At 59.3% G+C, this 18251-nt stretch carries 12 protein-coding genes and 2 pseudogenes; 11 read left to right on the forward strand and 3 right to left on the reverse strand.

All coding sequences use genetic code 11. From position 1 onward, the window contains the following. Positions 1 to 83: 83 nt before the first annotated feature. The 7 genes and pseudogenes from V476_RS29395 to V476_RS18175 form a co-directional block, all read left to right on the forward strand. A pseudogene (locus tag V476_RS29395) lies at positions 84 to 312 on the forward strand (hypothetical protein); the annotation flags it as partial. Positions 313 to 443: 131 nt separating this feature from the next. Next, positions 444 to 737 (forward strand): annotated as a pseudogene (locus V476_RS29400) (hypothetical protein); the annotation flags it as partial. Positions 738 to 956: 219 nt separating this feature from the next. Continuing rightward, entirely contained in the window at positions 957 to 1697 is a 741-nt protein-coding gene (gene dsbC, locus V476_RS18155; RefSeq protein WP_003421979.1) for a bifunctional protein-disulfide isomerase/oxidoreductase DsbC, read from the forward strand. A 136-nt stretch (positions 1698 to 1833) separates the two neighbouring features. Then, on the forward strand, positions 1834 to 3138 hold the full coding sequence (locus tag V476_RS18160) for a homoserine dehydrogenase (protein ID WP_003339661.1): 1305 nt from the start codon (positions 1834 to 1836) through the stop codon (positions 3136 to 3138). Positions 3139 to 3236: 98 nt separating this feature from the next. Next, a complete protein-coding gene (gene thrC / locus V476_RS18165) occupies positions 3237 to 4646 on the forward strand; it encodes a threonine synthase (protein WP_003314231.1) in 1410 nt (469 codons plus the stop codon). A 120-nt stretch (positions 4647 to 4766) separates the two neighbouring features. Then, positions 4767 to 8396, forward strand: coding sequence for an ATP-binding protein (locus tag V476_RS18170; protein WP_050428339.1), 3630 nt, complete (start codon positions 4767 to 4769; stop codon positions 8394 to 8396). 112 nt (positions 8397 to 8508) lie between these two features. Then, positions 8509 to 9789, forward strand: a complete 1281-nt coding sequence (locus tag V476_RS18175) for an EAL domain-containing response regulator (RefSeq protein ID WP_444547614.1) — start codon at positions 8509 to 8511, stop codon at positions 9787 to 9789. Here the strand turns inward: V476_RS18175 and V476_RS18180 are convergent. Then, positions 9762 to 10424, reverse strand: coding sequence for a response regulator (locus V476_RS18180; RefSeq protein WP_003421986.1), 663 nt, complete (start codon positions 10422 to 10424; stop codon positions 9762 to 9764). The genes V476_RS18175 and V476_RS18180 overlap by 28 nt on opposite strands. Before the next feature lie 288 nt (positions 10425 to 10712). Here V476_RS18180 and V476_RS18185 point away from each other — a divergent pair, with 288 nt between their 5' ends. After that, positions 10713 to 11009, forward strand: a complete 297-nt coding sequence (locus tag V476_RS18185; protein ID WP_024960279.1) for a DUF3509 domain-containing protein — start codon at positions 10713 to 10715, stop codon at positions 11007 to 11009. Positions 11010 to 11180: 171 nt separating this feature from the next. On the opposite strand, the gene V476_RS18190 is transcribed toward V476_RS18185, so the two are convergent. Beyond that, on the reverse strand, positions 11181 to 12020 hold the full coding sequence (locus tag V476_RS18190; RefSeq protein ID WP_032629282.1) for a TIGR02285 family protein: 840 nt from the start codon (positions 12018 to 12020) through the stop codon (positions 11181 to 11183). A gap of 325 nt (positions 12021 to 12345) precedes the next feature. On the opposite strand from V476_RS18190, the gene V476_RS18195 reads away from it, so the two are divergent. From V476_RS18195 to V476_RS18205, 3 genes are all read left to right on the forward strand, one after another. After that, positions 12346 to 12888, forward strand: coding sequence for a YaeQ family protein (locus V476_RS18195; protein WP_003314240.1), 543 nt, complete (start codon positions 12346 to 12348; stop codon positions 12886 to 12888). Positions 12889 to 12950: 62 nt separating this feature from the next. Beyond that, the gene (gene recJ / locus V476_RS18200; RefSeq protein WP_024960277.1) at positions 12951 to 14666 is read left to right on the forward strand and encodes a single-stranded-DNA-specific exonuclease RecJ; all 1716 of its coding nucleotides are present in this window, start codon (positions 12951 to 12953) and stop codon (positions 14664 to 14666) included. A gap of 112 nt (positions 14667 to 14778) precedes the next feature. After that, on the forward strand, positions 14779 to 15885 hold the full coding sequence (locus V476_RS18205; RefSeq protein ID WP_003391177.1) for an NADH:flavin oxidoreductase/NADH oxidase: 1107 nt from the start codon (positions 14779 to 14781) through the stop codon (positions 15883 to 15885). A 61-nt stretch (positions 15886 to 15946) separates the two neighbouring features. Here V476_RS18205 and V476_RS18210 read toward each other — a convergent pair whose 3' ends face one another. Then, a complete protein-coding gene (locus V476_RS18210; protein ID WP_024960276.1) occupies positions 15947 to 18034 on the reverse strand; it encodes a response regulator in 2088 nt (695 codons plus the stop codon). Positions 18035 to 18251: the final 217 nt, after the last annotated feature.

Consider the following 18251-nt stretch of genomic DNA (forward strand, 5'->3'; position numbering starts at 1 on the left):
TTCTACTGATGTATGCGCTCAGTGTCCGCTGGCACCTATCATTCAGGTGAGGTTTCTGAAACTCACTATCAAGGATGATTGACATGTCTGACGAAAAAAAAGAGCGTTCATTTCTGGCGACGCTTGACCTGAAGGACGGTACCAAGCTGGGGTTTTCAAAAATTGCTGCAGGAGGTGCGCTGGAAGAGGTGGATGAGCTCTGTGCCAATTCAAGGCTCACACAATCGATCAGGATTTACTTTGAGCCCAATGATGAGGGCGACTACGTTATGTTTTTCAAAGGGTTTGCGGCGCCGGATAAAGTGTCGTCAACGCTTTCAAAAAATGAATCATTGGTGGAGGAAGGGCAAGGTGTGGAGCTCTTATATGAGGAAACGGTTTACAAAGACGGAACACCGCCGCCTGAAAACCAAATAACGGCCTCCCAGGCTCCCGAGCAAGAGCCGCCTATTTATTTAGCCGTTAGCGAAGGCGGTTGGGTCCATAAATCAGAAGAATCTGGATATGCTTATCTGGCCGGGATAGCAGATTGCAGAGGCAGTAAGTTCTCGATTGACCGCACGGATGCTCAAGAGGTTTATTTGAAATCGTGGCGAAGCAAGAACTTCATGCAGACTTACAAACGTGAAGATTTTCCAGACAAGGCGTGGTTCGCCTGGATGACTGATTGCGACGGCACCGATGCGGTATTGAAGCTGAAAATCATTGAGCGTTACAACGCAGACGGCTCGGTCAAAGCGCAAGGCGCGGGTAAGGGGTTGCCAGGGGTGGGGGCTGTGACCGCCCCATTCCGATCTGCACAGGAAAAGTCTGCAATCCATCCGGGAAATCTCCCGAATCATGACGGCCTGTCGGCCCCGCGAGCCTTATGTGGTAGGCTTTGCCGGTTTCGCCTATCAAGGCTGGCACGCCTTTTTTCGACAGTTGCCAGCCTGTCCGCCGTCATAGGAGTTTTCATGCGTTTGCCACAGATTTTCGCTGCCGCCGCTTTGATGCTGGCCGGCACCTTCAGTATGTCTGCCCTGGCGGATGCAGCCCCCGATCAGGCCATCCGCAAGACGCTCGACTCGCTGGAATTGCAGCTGCCGGTCGAGAGTATTTCGCCGAGCCCGCTCAATGGCCTCTATGAAGTGAAGCTCAAGGGCGGCCGCGTCCTGTACGCCAGCGCCGACGGTCAGTTCGTGGTGCAGGGTTACCTGTTTCAGGTGCAGAACGGCAAGCCGGTCAACCTGACCGAGAAGACCGAGCGTCTGGCCATTTCCAAGACCATCAATGCCATTCCTGCTTCCGAGATGGTGATCTATCCGGCGGTGGGCGAGACCAAGTCTCACATCACGGTATTCACCGACACCACCTGTCCGTATTGCCACAAGCTGCATCAGGAAGTCGCTCAGTTGAACAAGATGGGTGTCGAAGTCCGTTACCTGGCCTTCCCGCGTCAGGGGCTTGGCTCTCCGGGTGACGAGCAGTTGCAGGCCGTCTGGTGCTCCAAGGACCGCAAAGGCGCGATGGACCGTATGGTCGATGGCAAGGACATCAAGGCCGCCAAATGCGACAATCCGGTCAGCAAGCAATATGAGCTCGGCCAGTCGATCGGCGTCAACGGCACGCCTGCGATTGTCCTGGCCGACGGTCAGGTGATTCCGGGCTATCAGCCTGCGGCGCAGGTTGCCAAGCTGGCACTGGGCGCCAAATAAGCCGGTGTTTTCAGACGCGCCTTGTGCAGACAGGGCGCAAGCAGCCGGAGTGTCGTCAAAATTTCAGCCGCATGGCGCCATGCGGCCGTTTTTCCACAGCCGATTCAGGTTCGGCTGTTTTTCGGGGAGTTCATCAGTGAAACCGGTCAAAGTAGGCATATGTGGGCTGGGTACTGTCGGTGGCGGTACTTTCAACGTACTTCAGCGTAACGCCGAGGAGATTGCCCGCCGTGCCGGGCGTGGAATCGAAGTTGCGCAAATTGCGGTTCGTACACCAAACCCCAATTGCCAGATTACCGGTACGCCGACCACCAGCGATGTGTTTGCCATTGCGACCAACCCTGAAATCGACATCGTCGTGGAACTGATCGGCGGCTATACCGTTGCCCGCGACCTGGTGCTCAAGGCCATCGAAAACGGCAAGCACGTGGTAACCGCCAACAAGGCGCTGATCGCTGTGCATGGCAATGAAATCTTCGCCAAGGCGCGTGAGAAGGGCGTTATCGTCGCTTTTGAAGCAGCTGTTGCCGGTGGTATTCCGGTCATCAAGGCCATCCGCGAAGGCCTGTCGGCAAACCGCATCAACTGGGTTGCCGGCATCATCAACGGCACTGGCAACTTTATCCTCACCGAAATGCGCGAGAAGGGCCGTACCTTTGCCGATGTTCTGGCCGAGGCTCAGGCGTTGGGGTACGCCGAAGCCGATCCGACCTTCGACGTCGAAGGAATCGATGCGGCACACAAGCTGACCATCCTTGCCTCCATTGCCTTCGGCATTCCGCTGCAGTTCGACAAGGCCTACACCGAAGGCATCACCAAGCTGACGACTGCAGACGTCAACTATGCCGAAGCGCTGGGCTATCGCATCAAGCACCTGGGCGTTGCACGCAGCACGTCTCAAGGCATCGAACTGCGCGTACACCCGACGTTGATCCCGGCCGATCGCCTGATCGCCAACGTCAACGGCGTCATGAACGCTGTGATGGTCAATGGCGATGCGTCTGGCTCGACGCTGTTCTACGGTGCAGGTGCCGGCATGGAGCCCACTGCATCTTCAGTGGTGGCCGATCTGGTCGATGTGGTCCGTGCGATGACCTCTGACCCCGAAAATCGCGTGCCTCATCTGGCCTTCCAGCCAGATTCATTGTCCGCCCACCCGATCCTGCCGATCGAAGCCTGCGAGAGCGCCTATTACCTGCGCATTCAAGCCAAGGATCACCCGGGCGTGCTGGCTCAGGTCGCGAGCATCCTGTCCGAGCGTGGTATCAACATCGAATCGATCATGCAAAAGGATGTCGAAGAACACGATGGCCTGGTGCCGATGATCCTGTTGACACACCGGGTAGTGGAGCAGCGTATCAATGACGCCATTCAAGCCCTGGAAGCCCTGCAGGACGTGGTTGGCCCGGTGGTTCGTATCCGCGTCGAGCACCTTAATTAACATCAACTGCAAGCTCTCAGCTCCAGGCTGCAAGCCGGTCGTTTCGACCTTGCAGCCTTGGAACCCTGGCTTTCAGCACAGACCAAAGGTTTGATCCCATGCGCTATATCAGTACTCGCGGCCAGGCGCCGGCCCTGAATTTCGAAGACGTGCTGTTGACTGGTCTGGCCAGCGATGGCGGCCTCTACGTGCCGGAAAACCTGCCGCGCTTCACACAGGAAGAGATCGCTTCGTGGGCAGGTCTGCCTTATCACGAACTCGCCTTCCGGGTGATGCGCCCCTTCGTGGCTGGCAGCATCCCGGATGCCGACTTCAAAAAGATTCTCGAAGAGACCTATGGCGTGTTTGCCCACAGTGCTGTTGCGCCGCTGCGCCAGCTGCATGGCAACGAGTGGGTGCTCGAACTGTTCCATGGTCCGACACTGGCCTTCAAGGACTTCGCACTGCAACTGCTTGGCCGCCTGCTCGACTACATTCTGGCCAAGCGTGGCCAGCGTGTCGTGATCATCGGCGCGACCTCGGGCGACACCGGTTCTGCGGCAATCGAAGGCTGCCGTCGCTGCGATAACGTCGACATTTTCATCCTGCACCCGAACAACCGGGTATCGGATGTACAACGTCGGCAGATGACCACCATCTTCGGCGACAACATTCATAACATTGCAGTCGAAGGCAACTTCGACGACTGCCAGGAAATGGTCAAGGCCAGCTTCGCTGACCAGAGCTTCCTGAAGGGCACACCGCTGGTCGCAGTCAACTCGATCAACTGGGCGCGGATCATGGCCCAGATCGTTTACTACTTCCACGCGTCGCTGCAACTGGGCGGACCTGCGCGTTCGGTATCGTTCTCGGTACCGACCGGTAACTTCGGCGATATCTTTGCCGGTTATCTGGCGCGCAACATGGGGCTGCCGATCAACCAGTTGATCGTCGCCACCAACCGCAACGACATCCTGCACCGCTTCATGAGCGGCAATCAGTACGTCAAGGAAACGCTGCACGCCACGCTGTCGCCTTCCATGGACATCATGGTGTCGTCCAACTTCGAGCGCCTGCTGTTCGACATGCACGGTCGTAACGGCGCTGCCATTGCCGAGTTGATGAGCACGTTCCGCCAGGGCGGCGGTTTCAGCGTCGAAGAAGAGCGCTGGACCGAGACCCGCAAACTGTTCGATTCGCTGGCGGTCAGTGATGAAGACACCTGCACGACCATCGCCGAAGTGTTCGCCAGCACCGGCGAGTTGCTCGACCCGCATACCGCTATCGGGGTGAAGGCTGCGCGCGAATGCCGCCGCAGTCTGGACACGCCGATGGTGATTCTGGGCACGGCGCATCCGGTCAAGTTTCCGGAGGCGGTGGAGAAAGCCGGTGTAGGAAAAGCGCTTGAACTGCCTGCACATTTGTCTGATTTGTTCGAGCGGGACGAGCGCTGTACGGTTCTGCCAAATGACCTGAAAGCCATACAGGCGTTTGTCAGCCAGCATGGTAATCGCGGTAAACCGCTCTGACAGAAGCGTCGTGTAACAACTTTAGGCCCGCCATCTGGCGGGCCTTTCTGTTTCTACGTGCCAAACTTCGCTGGTTTTTCGAACCATAGAGTTGAGTCATTCGTAGTGAAGCAGGCAAGTATGCAGAGCGTAGTCAGGGAGGCAGGCAGTACATCGGGATGCAGCGCATGGCGCAAGGTATGGGTATTGCTGGCGCTGATTTTTGCCGGAGCAGCCAATGCGGCGCAAAGCTTGCCGTTTTCACTGACAGCCCCTTTTGTGGTTTCCGCGGATCTGGCGCTCAAAGATCAGGACCGTGCCTGGCTCGACCAGCGCAAGGTACTTCGGGTCGGCATTGCTATCGCAGACTACGAGCCGATCGATATCACCAGTGATCGCAACCGTTATCAGGGCATCAGTGCCGATTACCTGGGGCTGGTCAGCGACCAGTTGAACCTCCCGGTGCAGGTCACCGGGTACGCCAAGCGTGACGAGGCTATCGAAGCGCTTCGCGGCGGCAAGATAGACCTGCTGACCAGTGCCAATGGTTTCGAGCGGGGTGTGAAGGGGCTGTCCTTCTCAACCGAATACATGCCCGATCGATCGGTAGTCGTTGGCCGCGGTAACGATCTGAGCCCGCCGTCGAACCTGGCTGGCAAGAAGGTCGTGCTGCTTGATGGCTATGCCGATTCGGAGGTGCTGCACCGCGTTTATCCCGACAGCCAGATCATTATTGCGCCTAACCTCTACAGTGCTCTGGAAGCCTTGAGTCAGGGTGAAGTGGACGTTTTCATCGGCAACGAAGTCATAGTCCGTGCCTACACCGCCCTGCGGCCCTACCTCGGTTTGCAGATCAAATTCGAAAGTCGTTTGCCCCCGGTGGGGTTTTCCTTTGCGGTGCGGGGTGACGAGCAGCGCTTGCTGACCTTCATCAATCGCGCCCTGGACAGCATTGCACCCTCGACCAGTCGTGAAGTGCTCGGCCGCTGGACTATGGGGCTGGGCGCTGACGTTGAAGGACAACGCATTCGCCTCACCAGTGCCGAGCGACGCTGGCTGCTCAAGCATCCGAGTGTGACCATCGCGACCGTGCAGCACCCACCGTATATCTACAAAGACAAGAACGGCCACTGGGTGGGGTTGAACGCAGATGTGCTGTCACGTATCTCGCGCATGACCGGCTTGCAGTTCGTCCATCAGGAACTGCCCTCCACGCAGTTGAGTATCGACATGCTGCGCGCCGGTCAGGCCGACATGAACACGACGCTCGCGGAAAATACCGAGCGCCGACGGTTCCTGGATTTTACCTATTCGTTCGGCGGCAATAGCTGGATGTTCGTAGTGCGCTCCGACCGCTCGTCGCACATATCGCTCGACAGTCTGACCGGGAAAGTACTGGCACTGCCGGCCAGGCATGCGCTCGAGGACCTGATCAGGCGCGAGCACCCCTTGATCCAGCTGCGCCTGGTGGACACCTACGATCAGGCCCGTGCGCTGGTGGAAAGTGGTGCCGCCGACGCGACCATTCAGAATGAAGTGGGGGCTTACCTGTTTCCGTCCGGACAACTGAAAGTTGCCAGAAGTGTCGAAGGCCAGTGGTCGCCCGACAGATTTTCAGTGATCAAGACTCAGCCCGAACTGCTGGGGATTCTGAACAAGGCGCTGGAGGAGTTTCCGGTGGCCGAGTTGCGCTCGATCCGTCTGAAGTGGCTGGGCTCGGCGCTGCCTCAGCCGTCGCTCTGGGGGCGCATACCGCCGTGGGTGTTCTGGGTCGTGTCTCTGGCTTTGCTGATCGGGCTGGTGTCGCTGACCTGGAGCAGTCGCCTCAAGGTACAGATTCGCCAGCGCCAAAGGGTGCAAAGGCAGCTCAATGATCAACTGGCCTTTAAACACGCTCTGCTCGACGGTATCCCTAATCCGATTTATGTGCGCGATCTCAAAGGGCGCCTGATTTCCTGTAACCGTAGCTACGAGCAGAGCCTGGGCATCAGTTTCGAACAGATGAATGGCCGACGCCTCACGGATGTCAATCTGATCCCGCGTGCGTTGGCCGAGCAGATGCATACCGATTACCTCACTCTGCTGGAGAATCATCAGCCGGTCTTTTCTGATCGCACCATCGAACTGCCGGGCAAACGTATGGACGTCTGGCAATGGACGGTGCCTTTCTTCGCTGCCGATGGACAGTTGCAGGGGCTGCTCGGCGGCTGGATCGATATCACAGAGCGCAAGCAACTGGAACAGCAGCTTCAGGAAGCCATGCGCCTGGCCGATCAGGCCAATGAGGCAAAAAGTGCTTTTCTGGCCAGCATGAGCCATGAAATTCGCACGCCGATGGGGGCAATCATTGGTTTGCTGGAACTGGAATGCGAACAAGCCTTGCGCCTGGGCAAGATTCCATCGCAGGGCCTGCAAGTGGCTCACCGCTCGGCTACGGAACTGGTCGCGCTGATTGGCGAAAGTCTTGACCTGGCCAGAATCGAAGCGGGCGGCATGCAGTTGTCACTGGCTGTGACGTCCCTGCAAGGACTTTTCGACGGCGTGATTGAGCTTTTTTCCGCGCAGGCTGGGGAAAAGGGCGTGGAACTGCGCCTGGAATTCTCCGGGCAGGCGCGCGGCGACTACTGGCTGGATCCCTTTAGATTGCGTCAGGTGCTGCATAACGTGCTGGGCAACGCCTTGAAGTTCACCCGGCAAGGTGCGGTAGTCGTGACGCTCGACGTGACCCATGACTCGCCTGAGTCCACGCGTGTGCGCATTGGTATTCAGGACAGCGGCGAAGGTATCGATCCGCAGCGTCAGCAGCAGGTATTTCAACCTTTCACCCAGGCAAGCGATGACACGGCCGCACACTACGGAGGCAGCGGGCTGGGGTTGAGTATTACCCGGCAACTGGTGGAACTGATGAAGGGCGACATCAGCCTGCACAGCGAGCCGGGCAAGGGGACCCTGGTCACCATCGATCTGCCGTTGACCAGGGTGAGCGAGCCGGTTTTGCCCGCGGACGATGTGACGGATGTGCTTGTCGACACGCGTAGCCTTCATCTGTTGGTGGTTGATGACATGTCCGCCAATCGTCTGGTGTTGACCCGGCAGCTGGAGTTTCTTGGCCATCAGGTAACGGCTGTCGAAGACGGCAAGGCGGCGTTGTCGAGCTGGTGCGAAGGTGTGTTCGATGCGGTCATCACCGACTGCAATATGCCGGGTATCAGCGGCTATGCATTGACCCAGGCCATTCGCCAGATCGAAGAGAAAGAGCAACGTCAGCGCTGCCCGGTGATCGGCTGTACCGCCAACGCAATGAGTGACGAGGCTGCACGTTGCGAGCAGGCAGGCATGGATGGCCTGCTGATCAAGCCGCTGTCACTGGCGCGTCTGGCCCATGAGTTGGCGGATCGGGTACGTGAACCGACGTTCGACATCGGCACGCTACAAACCATGACTCAGGCCAACCCGCAACAGATGCAACGGTTGCTGAGCGAATTATGGAAGAACCTCAGGCATGAGCACGCGTTGCTGGAGCCCGCGGTGTCGGCCAATGACTGGAAGACCCTGAGCGCCTGTCTGCATCGGCTCAAGGGCGCTGCGAGTCTGGTTGACGCAGTGCCGCTTGCCAAGGCCTGTGCCGCGCTGGACGACAGTGTTCGGCTGCAGAGCACGGCCAGCCTGGCCGAACGCTGGCAGGCACTGGAAGTGGCCATGACCGGTCTGCGCGCGGATATCGAATTGCAACTGGTGGCCGTGCCCGAGACCGCAGGGTCAGGCAATTGAATCCAGCGACACAGTGTGGCGGGTTTAGGACATGTCCTATGGGGCGGGTGTCCGGGACGAGCTACAGTTGGCGTTATCCCGGGCCGATGGCTCTGACTCCGCAGGCGTGATCGTGCACTCACTCAAGGTTCTCATTCTCGAAGACCATCCTTTCCAGCTGATGGCTCTGCATCAGATGCTCAACGCCAATCAGGTGTTCGATGTGCTGGCGGCCGACAGCGTCGAGGTCGCCAGGCTTTCCCTGCAAAGCCGCGGCCCTGTCGACATCGCGATCTGTGACTTGCAGATGGAAGGGCCTGATGGTCTGGAGCTGATCCGCTTCATGGCTGAGAACGGCCTGGCGCGCGCGCTGATCATTGTCAGCTGTTCTGCCGCCTGCGTGTTGGAAGGGGTGGCGCAACTGGCGCTCGCCCAAGGCCTGAACGTTCTGGGCTATATGCAGAAACCGGCCTCCGCGGGGGCGTTGTACGAGCTGCTCGAGGCGTATGGACCCGGCCGCTCAGACTGTATAGAGCAAGCAGTGTCGGGCAGCACGTTCAGCGCTCTTTGCGCCATCGAATTGTTTGACCCGACCGGCAGCGGAGCGATAGACGTGGCGTCCATCGCCGAACAATGGATCACCTATTTTCAACCCAAGGTCAGTCTGCAGGGCGAGTTGCTGGGCGCCGAAGCGTTGGTTCGCTGGCAGCATCCGGTGTACGGCCTGCTGGCACCCGGGCGATTTATCGAGGCCATCGAGGCTGAAGGACTCACCGTTGCGTTGACCTGGCGGGTGCTGGATCAGGCGCTGCAGTTTTCTGCGCAGGCCATGCGCGAGCAGGGTGAGGCGCTGTCGGTTGCCGTCAACATTGACCCACAAGTGCTGCAACAGCTGGATTTCGCCGAGCAGATCACGCAAGCGCTTGCCCGTCATGGCGTGCCGGCCACCGCGCTGACCCTGGAAATTCTCGAGCAGGACGCCGCGCGCCCGGAAACCTGGCAGCTCGAAGGCCTGCTGAGGTTATGCATGCAGGGCTGCAAGTTGTCTATCGATGACTTTGGTATGGGCGCCTCGAATATCGACCGTCTTCTGCAATTACCTTTCAGCGAGCTGAAAATACCGACCGAGTTCGTGCGCGGCATGGCCGACGACGCGCGTAAATCGGCGGTGGTGGCCGGTGCCTTGCTGATGGCGCAGAGGCTGTCGATGTCGGTCGTGGTTGAAGGTGTCGAGACGATTGAAGACGTCCACAGTCTGCTGGCGTTGGGCGATCCCGCCATTCAAGGGTATTTCATCGCTCGCCCGATGTCGGCCTCGGCGTTCATGCGCTGGGTCGCCGAGCGTGACAGCGGCCACCTGCACGCCGTTTGCAGAGACGACCCGCTTCAGGACATTCCGCTTTCCTGCAAATAAATGAACAGGGCTGCGTCATTGGCCAGTCCGAGCTTACGCATGGCGGCGACTTTCTGAGCGCTGACGGTCTGTTTGCTGCGATTGAGTTGCGCAGCGATCCGGCCAACCGTATGGCCCGCCGAGAGCAGGCGTAACACTTCCAGCTCCCTTGGCGACAAGCGATCTGCCGGCAGTAGCGCATCGGGGCCATGCTGACGGGCTTCGCTCAGCACGCTGCGTACCGAATCGGCGACAAAAAGCTCACCGCGCCTGACCCCCTTGATGGCAGCAGGCAGCTCTCCGGCAAGGCTGGCCTTGCTCAACAGACCTCGGACATCCAGGTCGAGCATGGACTGAAACAGTCCGGCATTGCTCAGGGTCGTGACAACGATCACCGGCAGCGTCGGAAAGTCCCGGCGGATGCGCTGCAGCAGACGCAGGCCATCGTTCTGCCGTTCGACGGGCATCATGAAGTCGGTCACCAGCACATCGCATGCGTGGCGTTCGAGTGCCTGGAGCAGTTCGTCCGGATTGCAGGCCTCGGCGACGACGCTGGCCAGATTGTCCTGCTCCAGGACGACCCGCAGGCCGATGAGAAAAATCGGGTGGTCATCAGCCACGATGACCCGCAGCGGGCGATCAGCGGACTCGCTCAAGAGGTGGCTCCGTGAAAAGGCTATACGGGTATTGCACGCGCTGGAGGTGTTTAGCGCAGTGATCAAGAGCATAGGCACCTTGTAGGACGCGTAGCGGAATTATGTTGGATTCTTCCTACAAGCTCGCTTTCTGTTGTCATTGGCGTCCGGTTTTTTCCTTGTCACATTCAACAGGCATGCTCGAAATGACAGACAGGTGCTGCGATTCGGCGATAGAAAGAACTTTCTGCTGTCGCCGATGGTCATTGATTAGCACCTTTGCATTCAAACTGTTGAGTGGTGATCCGGATGGAAAATATCAGCTTACTGCTAAGCGAAGCGCTGGCTCCCTATCAGGCCAGTATTGGCCCGGCCGGCTCTCGGGGCGAACGTCTGGTGACTCTGAAAGACAAATCGGGCACCAGTGTGATCGAACGCGCATTTGGCGCTGATCAACTGAGCGACAAGCGTCAGCTCACCGACGTGGTAGACGGTCTGCGCCGCGATCTGATGGTTGCGGAGGGTCGAATCGAACCCTGCGTCATTGCCGCCATGCGCAATGCTGCAATCAGCCGCACGTTTGCCGGCACTCCATCATTTGCTTAACAGTTGCTTAACCGACGTCTCCGATACCGGAACCTGACGGGTTCGCTGCACTCCTATCCATTACGTCAGGTTTGATCATTGTGCTCCGGTGATCAAGGGCTGACGTACTGACCACAATGGTCATGTTTACCCCGAGCAGGTCCCCCTCTGCCCGGGGTTTCTTTTGTCTGGTCATTCCTTGTCCAGCAGTGCCTTGACGTCCTCCAGGTAGCCGGCCCGTTGCGCAGGTTCCAGCCACTGCGCATAAAAGCCCATCAGGCTGGTTTCGCGCAGCACGCGCATCACGCGGTTGACCAGTGCGATGGCCTGCTCGCCCTCGGGCGAGCTGCTGCAGCTGACGTAGACGAACTGGTATGCAGGATTGCCCTTGATCGGCAAGAAGGCCAGTTCCTCCGGCCTTATGCCTTGTTGCATGGCATGATAGCGCGCCTCCGGCCAGAAGCTGATAAAGGCTTGCAGACGCTCCAGACGCTCCATTTGCAGCAGGCTGCCGACGGCATCGTTACCGTAGTGCGGGACGAGGGTGCCCTCATCGACGTCGTGCAACGTGTGGTCGATCATCTCTCCATAGCTGCGTTCGGCAACGATGCCCAATTTGATCGTCCGGCTGGCCATCAAGGCCGCGACGTCGATTTTTCCGTCCTCGACGTAGGGCTCGAACTTCGACATTTCCTCCTTGCGCACAATCAGACCGCTGCTGAGGATGGCGCCGATCGGTATGGAAAAAAGCAGGGTTCTGGCTCTTTCTGCCGTCCACAGCATGGTGGGATCACAACTGAGAGACGTGTCGTCGCTCAGCATTTGCAGAGCCCTGGCGCGGTTGACCCGCATCAGCACATGATCGTATTCGGGCATTTGCGCGGTCAGCAAGGGCATCAGCTGATCAATTGCTCCTTGCCCGCGCATGGAACCGGAAAAAATCGTCGAAGGAGGGATGTCGCGCATCAGCCAGGTCAGCGTCTCCCTGGCCTGGCTGATACACGGCATGGCAGCCAGCGACAGGGCGAGCATCAATCGAGCCGTTGTACAGTACGAGGCAGGAAGGGGCATTCGCGGGTGTCATCCTCGAAAAGGGTTCAACAGTCTGAGGTAGGGTTGGCAGCTCTTTGAATGGCGCTGCGCCAGTGGCGTCACATTCAGGTGCCCCGGTTGGGAGTCCGGGTGCTCGCCGCATATCGTCATTAGCACAGATATGTATCAGAAATTTGTTTCAAACTATCGATTTTTGTTCGTCCTGCAAATGGGGGGCAAACACATCCTTGCGCGAGCAAGTTCGTTCACAGGCCCGGCATCGGGTAGACTTGCCGTCTTCCCTCCAGACTCTAGAAGCCCGTTCATGGCCCAGCCGTCCACGACCTACAAATTCGAACTCAACCTCACCGACCTCGATCGCGGCGTGTACGAGAGCGTCAAGCAGACCATCGCCCGCCATCCTTCGGAAACCGAAGAGCGCATGACCGTGCGTCTGCTGGCCTATGCCTTCTGGTACAACGAACAGTTGTCGTTCGGTCGCGGCCTGTCTGATGTCGACGAGCCCGCTCTGTGGGAAAAAAGCCTGGATGACCGGGTTCTGCACTGGATCGAAGTGGGCCAGCCGGACGCCGACCGACTGACCTGGTGCTCGCGCCGTACCGAACGCACCAGCCTGCTGGCCTACGGCAGCCTGCGCGTCTGGGAAGGCAAGGTCATCCCGGCGATCAAGAACCTGAAAAACGTCAATATCGCCGCCGTCCCGCAGGAAGTGCTGGAAGTGCTGGCCAAGGATATGCCGCGGGTCATCAAGTGGGATGTGATGATCAGTGAAGGGACGGTGTTCGTCACTGACGACCGCGGCCAGCATGAAGTCCAGTTGCAATGGCTTGCGGGCGAGCGCGGCTGACAGCCGCCGGTTCCGATCGAAATCACATTCATCGACACTGCAAAGAGAATCAGCTGACCCGCATGCGCATCGAACCTCGTCTATTGCCCGACACCTTGCCGTTCCTTGGCGACCTGCCGCCCCTGCTCACACGTCTGTACGCAGCACGAGGTGTGGCCTGCGAGGCCGAACTGGACAAAAGCCTGGCGCGGCTGATCCCCTATCAGCAACTCAAGGGGATCGATGCGGCAGTAGACCTGCTGGTGACTGCGCTGCGCGAGGGCCAGCGTATGTTGATCGTCGGCGATTTCGACGCCGATGGCGCGACTGCCAGCACGGTGGGTGTCCTGGGCCTGCGTCTGCTGGGCGCGGCGCATGTGGATTATCTGGTGCCCAACCGGTTCGAATATGGCTACGGCCTGACGCCGGAAATCGTCGAAGTGGCGTTGCAACGCGAACCTCAGCTTTTGATCACCGTGGATAACGGTATTTCGAGCGTCGAGGGCGTGGCGGCGGCCAAGGCGGCCGGCTTGCAAGTACTGGTGACCGATCACCATTTGCCTGGCCACGAGCTTCCGGCTGCCGACGCCATCGTCAACCCGAACCAGCCAGGCTGTACCTTTCCCAGCAAATCGCTGGCCGGTGTCGGGGTCATTTTCTACGTGCTGATGGCCTTGCGAGCGCGTCTGCGCGAGACCGGCTGGTTCGAGAGCAATCAGCGTGCCCAGCCCAATCTGGGCGAGCTTCTGGACCTGGTTGCGCTGGGCAGCGTGGCCGATGTGGTGCCGCTGGATGCCAACAACCGCATTCTGGTCCATCAGGGGCTGATGCGCATTCGTGCCGGGCGTGCCCGACCCGGGCTGCGCGCCATTCTGGAAGTGGCCCGGCGTGAACCTTCGCGCATCACCTCCACCGACCTGGGGTTCATTCTCGGGCCACGCCTGAACGCGGCGGGGCGCCTGGATGACATGAGCCTGGGGATTGAGTGCCTGCTCTGCGACGACCCGACCCTGGCGCGGGAAATGGCCGTGCAACTGGACGAGTTGAACCAGGATCGCAAATCCATCGAGCAGGGCATGCAGCGTGAGGCGCTCGCCCAGCTCAAGGACCTGCCGCTGGAGTCGATGCCGTTCGGCCTCTGCCTGTTCGACGCCGAGTGGCATCAGGGTGTCATTGGCATCCTTGCTTCGCGGCTCAAGGAACGTTACCACCGTCCCACCATCGCGTTCGCCAGCGCCGGGGAGGGCGTGCTCAAAGGTTCGGCCCGTTCGGTACCGGGGTTTCACATTCGCGATGCGCTGGACGCCGTGGCGGCCAGTCATCCGCATCTGATCAGCAAGTTCGGTGGTCACGCCATGGCGGCAGGCCTCTCGCTGCCTGAAGAGAACTTTCCGGCGTTTGCCGAAGCATTCGACCGGGAGGTACGTCGTCAGCTCGACGAGCAGGACCTGACCGGGCGTCTGCTGTCCGACGGCTCGCTGGCCGTCGAGGAATTTCATCTGGAACTGGCCCGCGCGCTGCGCAATGCCGGTCCCTGGGGGCAGCACTTCCCCGAGCCCTTGTTCCACGGCGTGTTTCAGCTGGTCGAGCAGCGAGTGGTGGGCGAGCGTCACTTGAAGATGGTGCTCAAGACCGAGTGCGGCAGCGTCAAACTCGATGGCATTGCGTTTGGCGTCGACCGGGATATTTGGCCCAACCCTAATATTCGCTGGGTCGAGCTGGCCTACAAACTCGACCTCAACGAGTTTCGCGGCAACGAAACCGTGCAACTGATGGTGGTGCATATCGCGCCACGCTGACGATAGCAGGAACCCCTCTCGCTACCGGGTTGTCGACACTACACAGTCTGCCAAACCTGTTCTTTGAATGAACGGAACCTGGACACCTGAATTTTCATTACGAGAGGTTGCCATGAGCCTGCTGCTTGAACCCTATACCCTGCGCCAATTGACCCTTCGCAATCGCATCGCAGTGTCGCCGATGTGCCAGTATTCCAGTGTCGACGGCCTGGCCAATGACTGGCACCTGGTTCACCTGGGAAGCCGTGCCGTTGGCGGCGCCGGCCTGGTCATCACCGAAGCGATGGCGGTGACGCCGGACGGGCGCATCACTCCCGAAGACCTCGGGCTGTGGAACGACGAACAGATCGAACCGCTGCAACGCATCACCCGTTTTATCAACGCTCAGGGTGCGGTTGCAGGCGTCCAGCTGGCGCACGCCGGCCGCAAGGCCAGCACCTGGCGCCCGTGGCTTGGCAAGCACGGCAGTATTTCCCTGAATGAAGGCGGCTGGACCCCGGTCGGACCTTCGGCAATTGCTTTCGATCCGCAGCACACCACCCCTGTGCAACTGAGCGAAACGCAGATTCAGGAGTTGATCAAGGCGTTTGTCGATTCCGCACGGCGTGCCTTGGAGGCGGGCTTCAAAGTGGTGGAAATTCACGCCGCCCATGGTTATTTGCTGCATCAGTTCCTGTCGCCTCTGAGCAACCAGCGTACCGACGAGTATGGCGGTTCATTCGAGAACCGCATTCGCTTTACGCTGCAAGTCACCGAAGCCGTACGCGCGGTGTGGCCTGCAGAGCTGCCGGTGTTCGTTCGTGTGTCCGCCACCGACTGGGTGGAAGACGGCTGGAACGCCGATGAAACGGTCGAGCTGGCGCGTCGATTGAAAGCCATCGGGACCGATCTGATCGATGTATCGTCGGGCGGTACGTCAGCCAACGCGGAAATTCCGGTCGGTCCGGGCTACCAGACGCGCTTCGCCGAGCGGGTTCGCAAGGAGTCCGACATCGCGACAGGCACGGTGGGCATGATTACCGATCCGGCGCAGGCAGAGCACATTCTGCGTACCGGGCAGGCCGATATCATCCTGCTGGCGCGTGAGCTACTGCGTGATCCGTACTGGCCTCTGCGCGCCGATGAAGACCTGGGTGGCCGCCTGGCAACCTGGCCTGCGCAGTATCAACGTGCGACGCACCGTGATCAGCCGATTCATGAGTCTGACTTGCGCGACTGATCGCCAATCGCTTCGCTGCTGGCAATACCGACAAATGAGCGCCGCACGGCGCTCATTTTTGTTACTCGCCTTCCAGCAGCTCGGTGACGCGGCTGATCAGTTCGGCAATCGCAAACGGCTTGGGCAGCACATGCATGCCCGGCTCGAGCGTGTCATGCGCCAATACAGCGTTTTCAGCATAACCGGTCACGAACAGGATTTTCAGGTCGGGCCGGACGTCACGAGCCGCGTCTGCGACCTGACGACCGTTCATGCCGCCCGGCAGACCGACGTCGGTAATCAGCAGGTCGATGGCCGCTTTGGACTGCAGTATGGTCAGCGCATCGGCGCCTCGTTCAGCCTGCAAAACGATATAACCTAGGTCTTCAAGCAACTCTGCAATGAGCAAGCGCACCGCGGGTTCGTCATCGACAACCAGAATGGTTTCGTCGCCGGTGCTCGAGGCGGGGACTTGCAACGGGCTGTCATCGAAGGCCACCGTTTCAGCTTCACCTTCGTGCATCGGCAGCAGAACGCAGACCTTCGAACCCTCACCCAGCTTCGAGGCAATGTGCACGCCGCCGCCTGACTGCCGTGCAAACCCGTAAATCATCGACAGCCCCAGCCCGGTGCCCATGCCTAACGGTTTGGTGGTAAAGAACGGGTCGAAGGCCCGCGCCATGACGTCGTTGCTCATGCCCGTGCCGGTGTCGCTGACGGAGAGTTCCACATAGCGGCCTGCGGGCAACTGATACCTGGTCGCAGTGGCGGCAGTCAGGTGACGGTTGCCCGTCTGGATCAGCAGTTTTCCACCATCGGGCATGGCGTCCTTGGCGTTGATGCACAGGTTGAGCAGCGAGTTTTCCAGTTGATGCGGATCAACCAGGGTCGCCCACAGCCCGTGCGAGGCATTGACCTGCATGTCGATCGCCGGGCCCACAGTGCGCCGGATCAGCTCGTCCATGCCCGCGACCAGCAGGTCGATATCCGTAGCCTTGGGCGCCAGTGTCTGACGGCGCGAGAATGCCAGCAGTCGGTGTGTCAGGGATGCCGCGCGTCTCGAGCCTTCCAGGGCTGCGTTGATGTAGCGATCCAGTTCCGTGAAGCGCTCCTGTCTGATCCTCGACAGCAGCAGCTCCATGTTGCCGGTGATGCCCATCAGCAGGTTGTTGAAGTCATGAGCCAGCCCGCCGGTCAATTGCCCGACCGCTTCCATTTTCTGCGATTGAATCAAGGCCTCCTCGGCAATACGCAGGGCCTTGATGCGGTCCTTCTCGTGGGTCAGGTGCTTGCCCAGTGCAAAAATGATTCCATTGCCAGGCGCAGCGGTCCAGCCGAACCAGTGGTAGCTGCCGTCGACATGCTGGTAACGATTTTCAAACAGCGGCAGTACGTGGTTGATGGTGTGTTTCAAGGCGTTCTGGGTGCTGCTGACATCATCCGGATGCAGCAGGGTCATGATTGACGTGCCCAGCAGGTCGTGTTCCGGGTGGCCCAGCAGCGCTGTCCAGGCCGGGTTTACGCGCAGAAAAATACCGTTGAAATCGAGTATCGCCAGCGGGTCAGGAGAAATCTCCCAAAACGTGTCCAGCTCCAGTGTGCGTTGTTCAAGTCTGGCGGTCTGCTGTCGTTCCAGGTTGACCAGGTCATCGATCAGTTTCAGGCGTTTGCGCTCGCTTTCCTGCAGCGCTTGCTGATTGAGGACATGCGCGGTGGTTTCGTTGGTGATGCAGAACATGCCAACCACCACGCCGTGCTCATCGATTACCGGTGAAAACGAGAATGACCACCATGTCTGTTCGATCTCGCCGTAGCGCGCCATGCTCAGCGGCATATCCGTGTAGCTGCAGGGCTTGCCGGCGAACGCATCGATCACCAGCGGCGCGACCTGATCCCATACGTCTGCCCACAGATCCGGGATCAGCGCACCGATGGCGTTGTTCTTGCGCGGCCCGAGGATCGGGGTATAGGCGTCGTTGTGGAAAAACACCAGCTCCGGCCCCCAGAGCAGGTACATCGACTCCGGGGAATTAAGGATCAGATTCAGGGTGTTTTTCAGCGATACCGGCCAGTGTTCGATCGGTCCGAGTGGTGTCTGGCTCCAGTCCCTGGATCGAATAATCCCGGCGGCTTTGCCGTTGGCGGTCGGGAAACCAGTGGGCGATGTCACGTCAGACAAACTCCTGAAAATCTGAATCGAAGTGCAATGGCATTCATATGAATGTACGTGTGTATTGGGTCAATTCAGAAAAGGGTCTGTATGCCTGCTTTTACCTGCAGCTTGTACATTATTGACTCTTTGCTACAGGTGCGGGTTTCAAGCATTTCGCTGTCGCGCGGGGCAGATTGACGAACGGGTAGTGCTTTTAGCCGTAACATCCGGAAGC

This window comes from Pseudomonas syringae KCTC 12500, assembly GCF_000507185.2.
In the GTDB taxonomy this organism is placed as follows: Bacteria; Pseudomonadota; Gammaproteobacteria; order Pseudomonadales; family Pseudomonadaceae; genus Aquipseudomonas; species Aquipseudomonas syringae.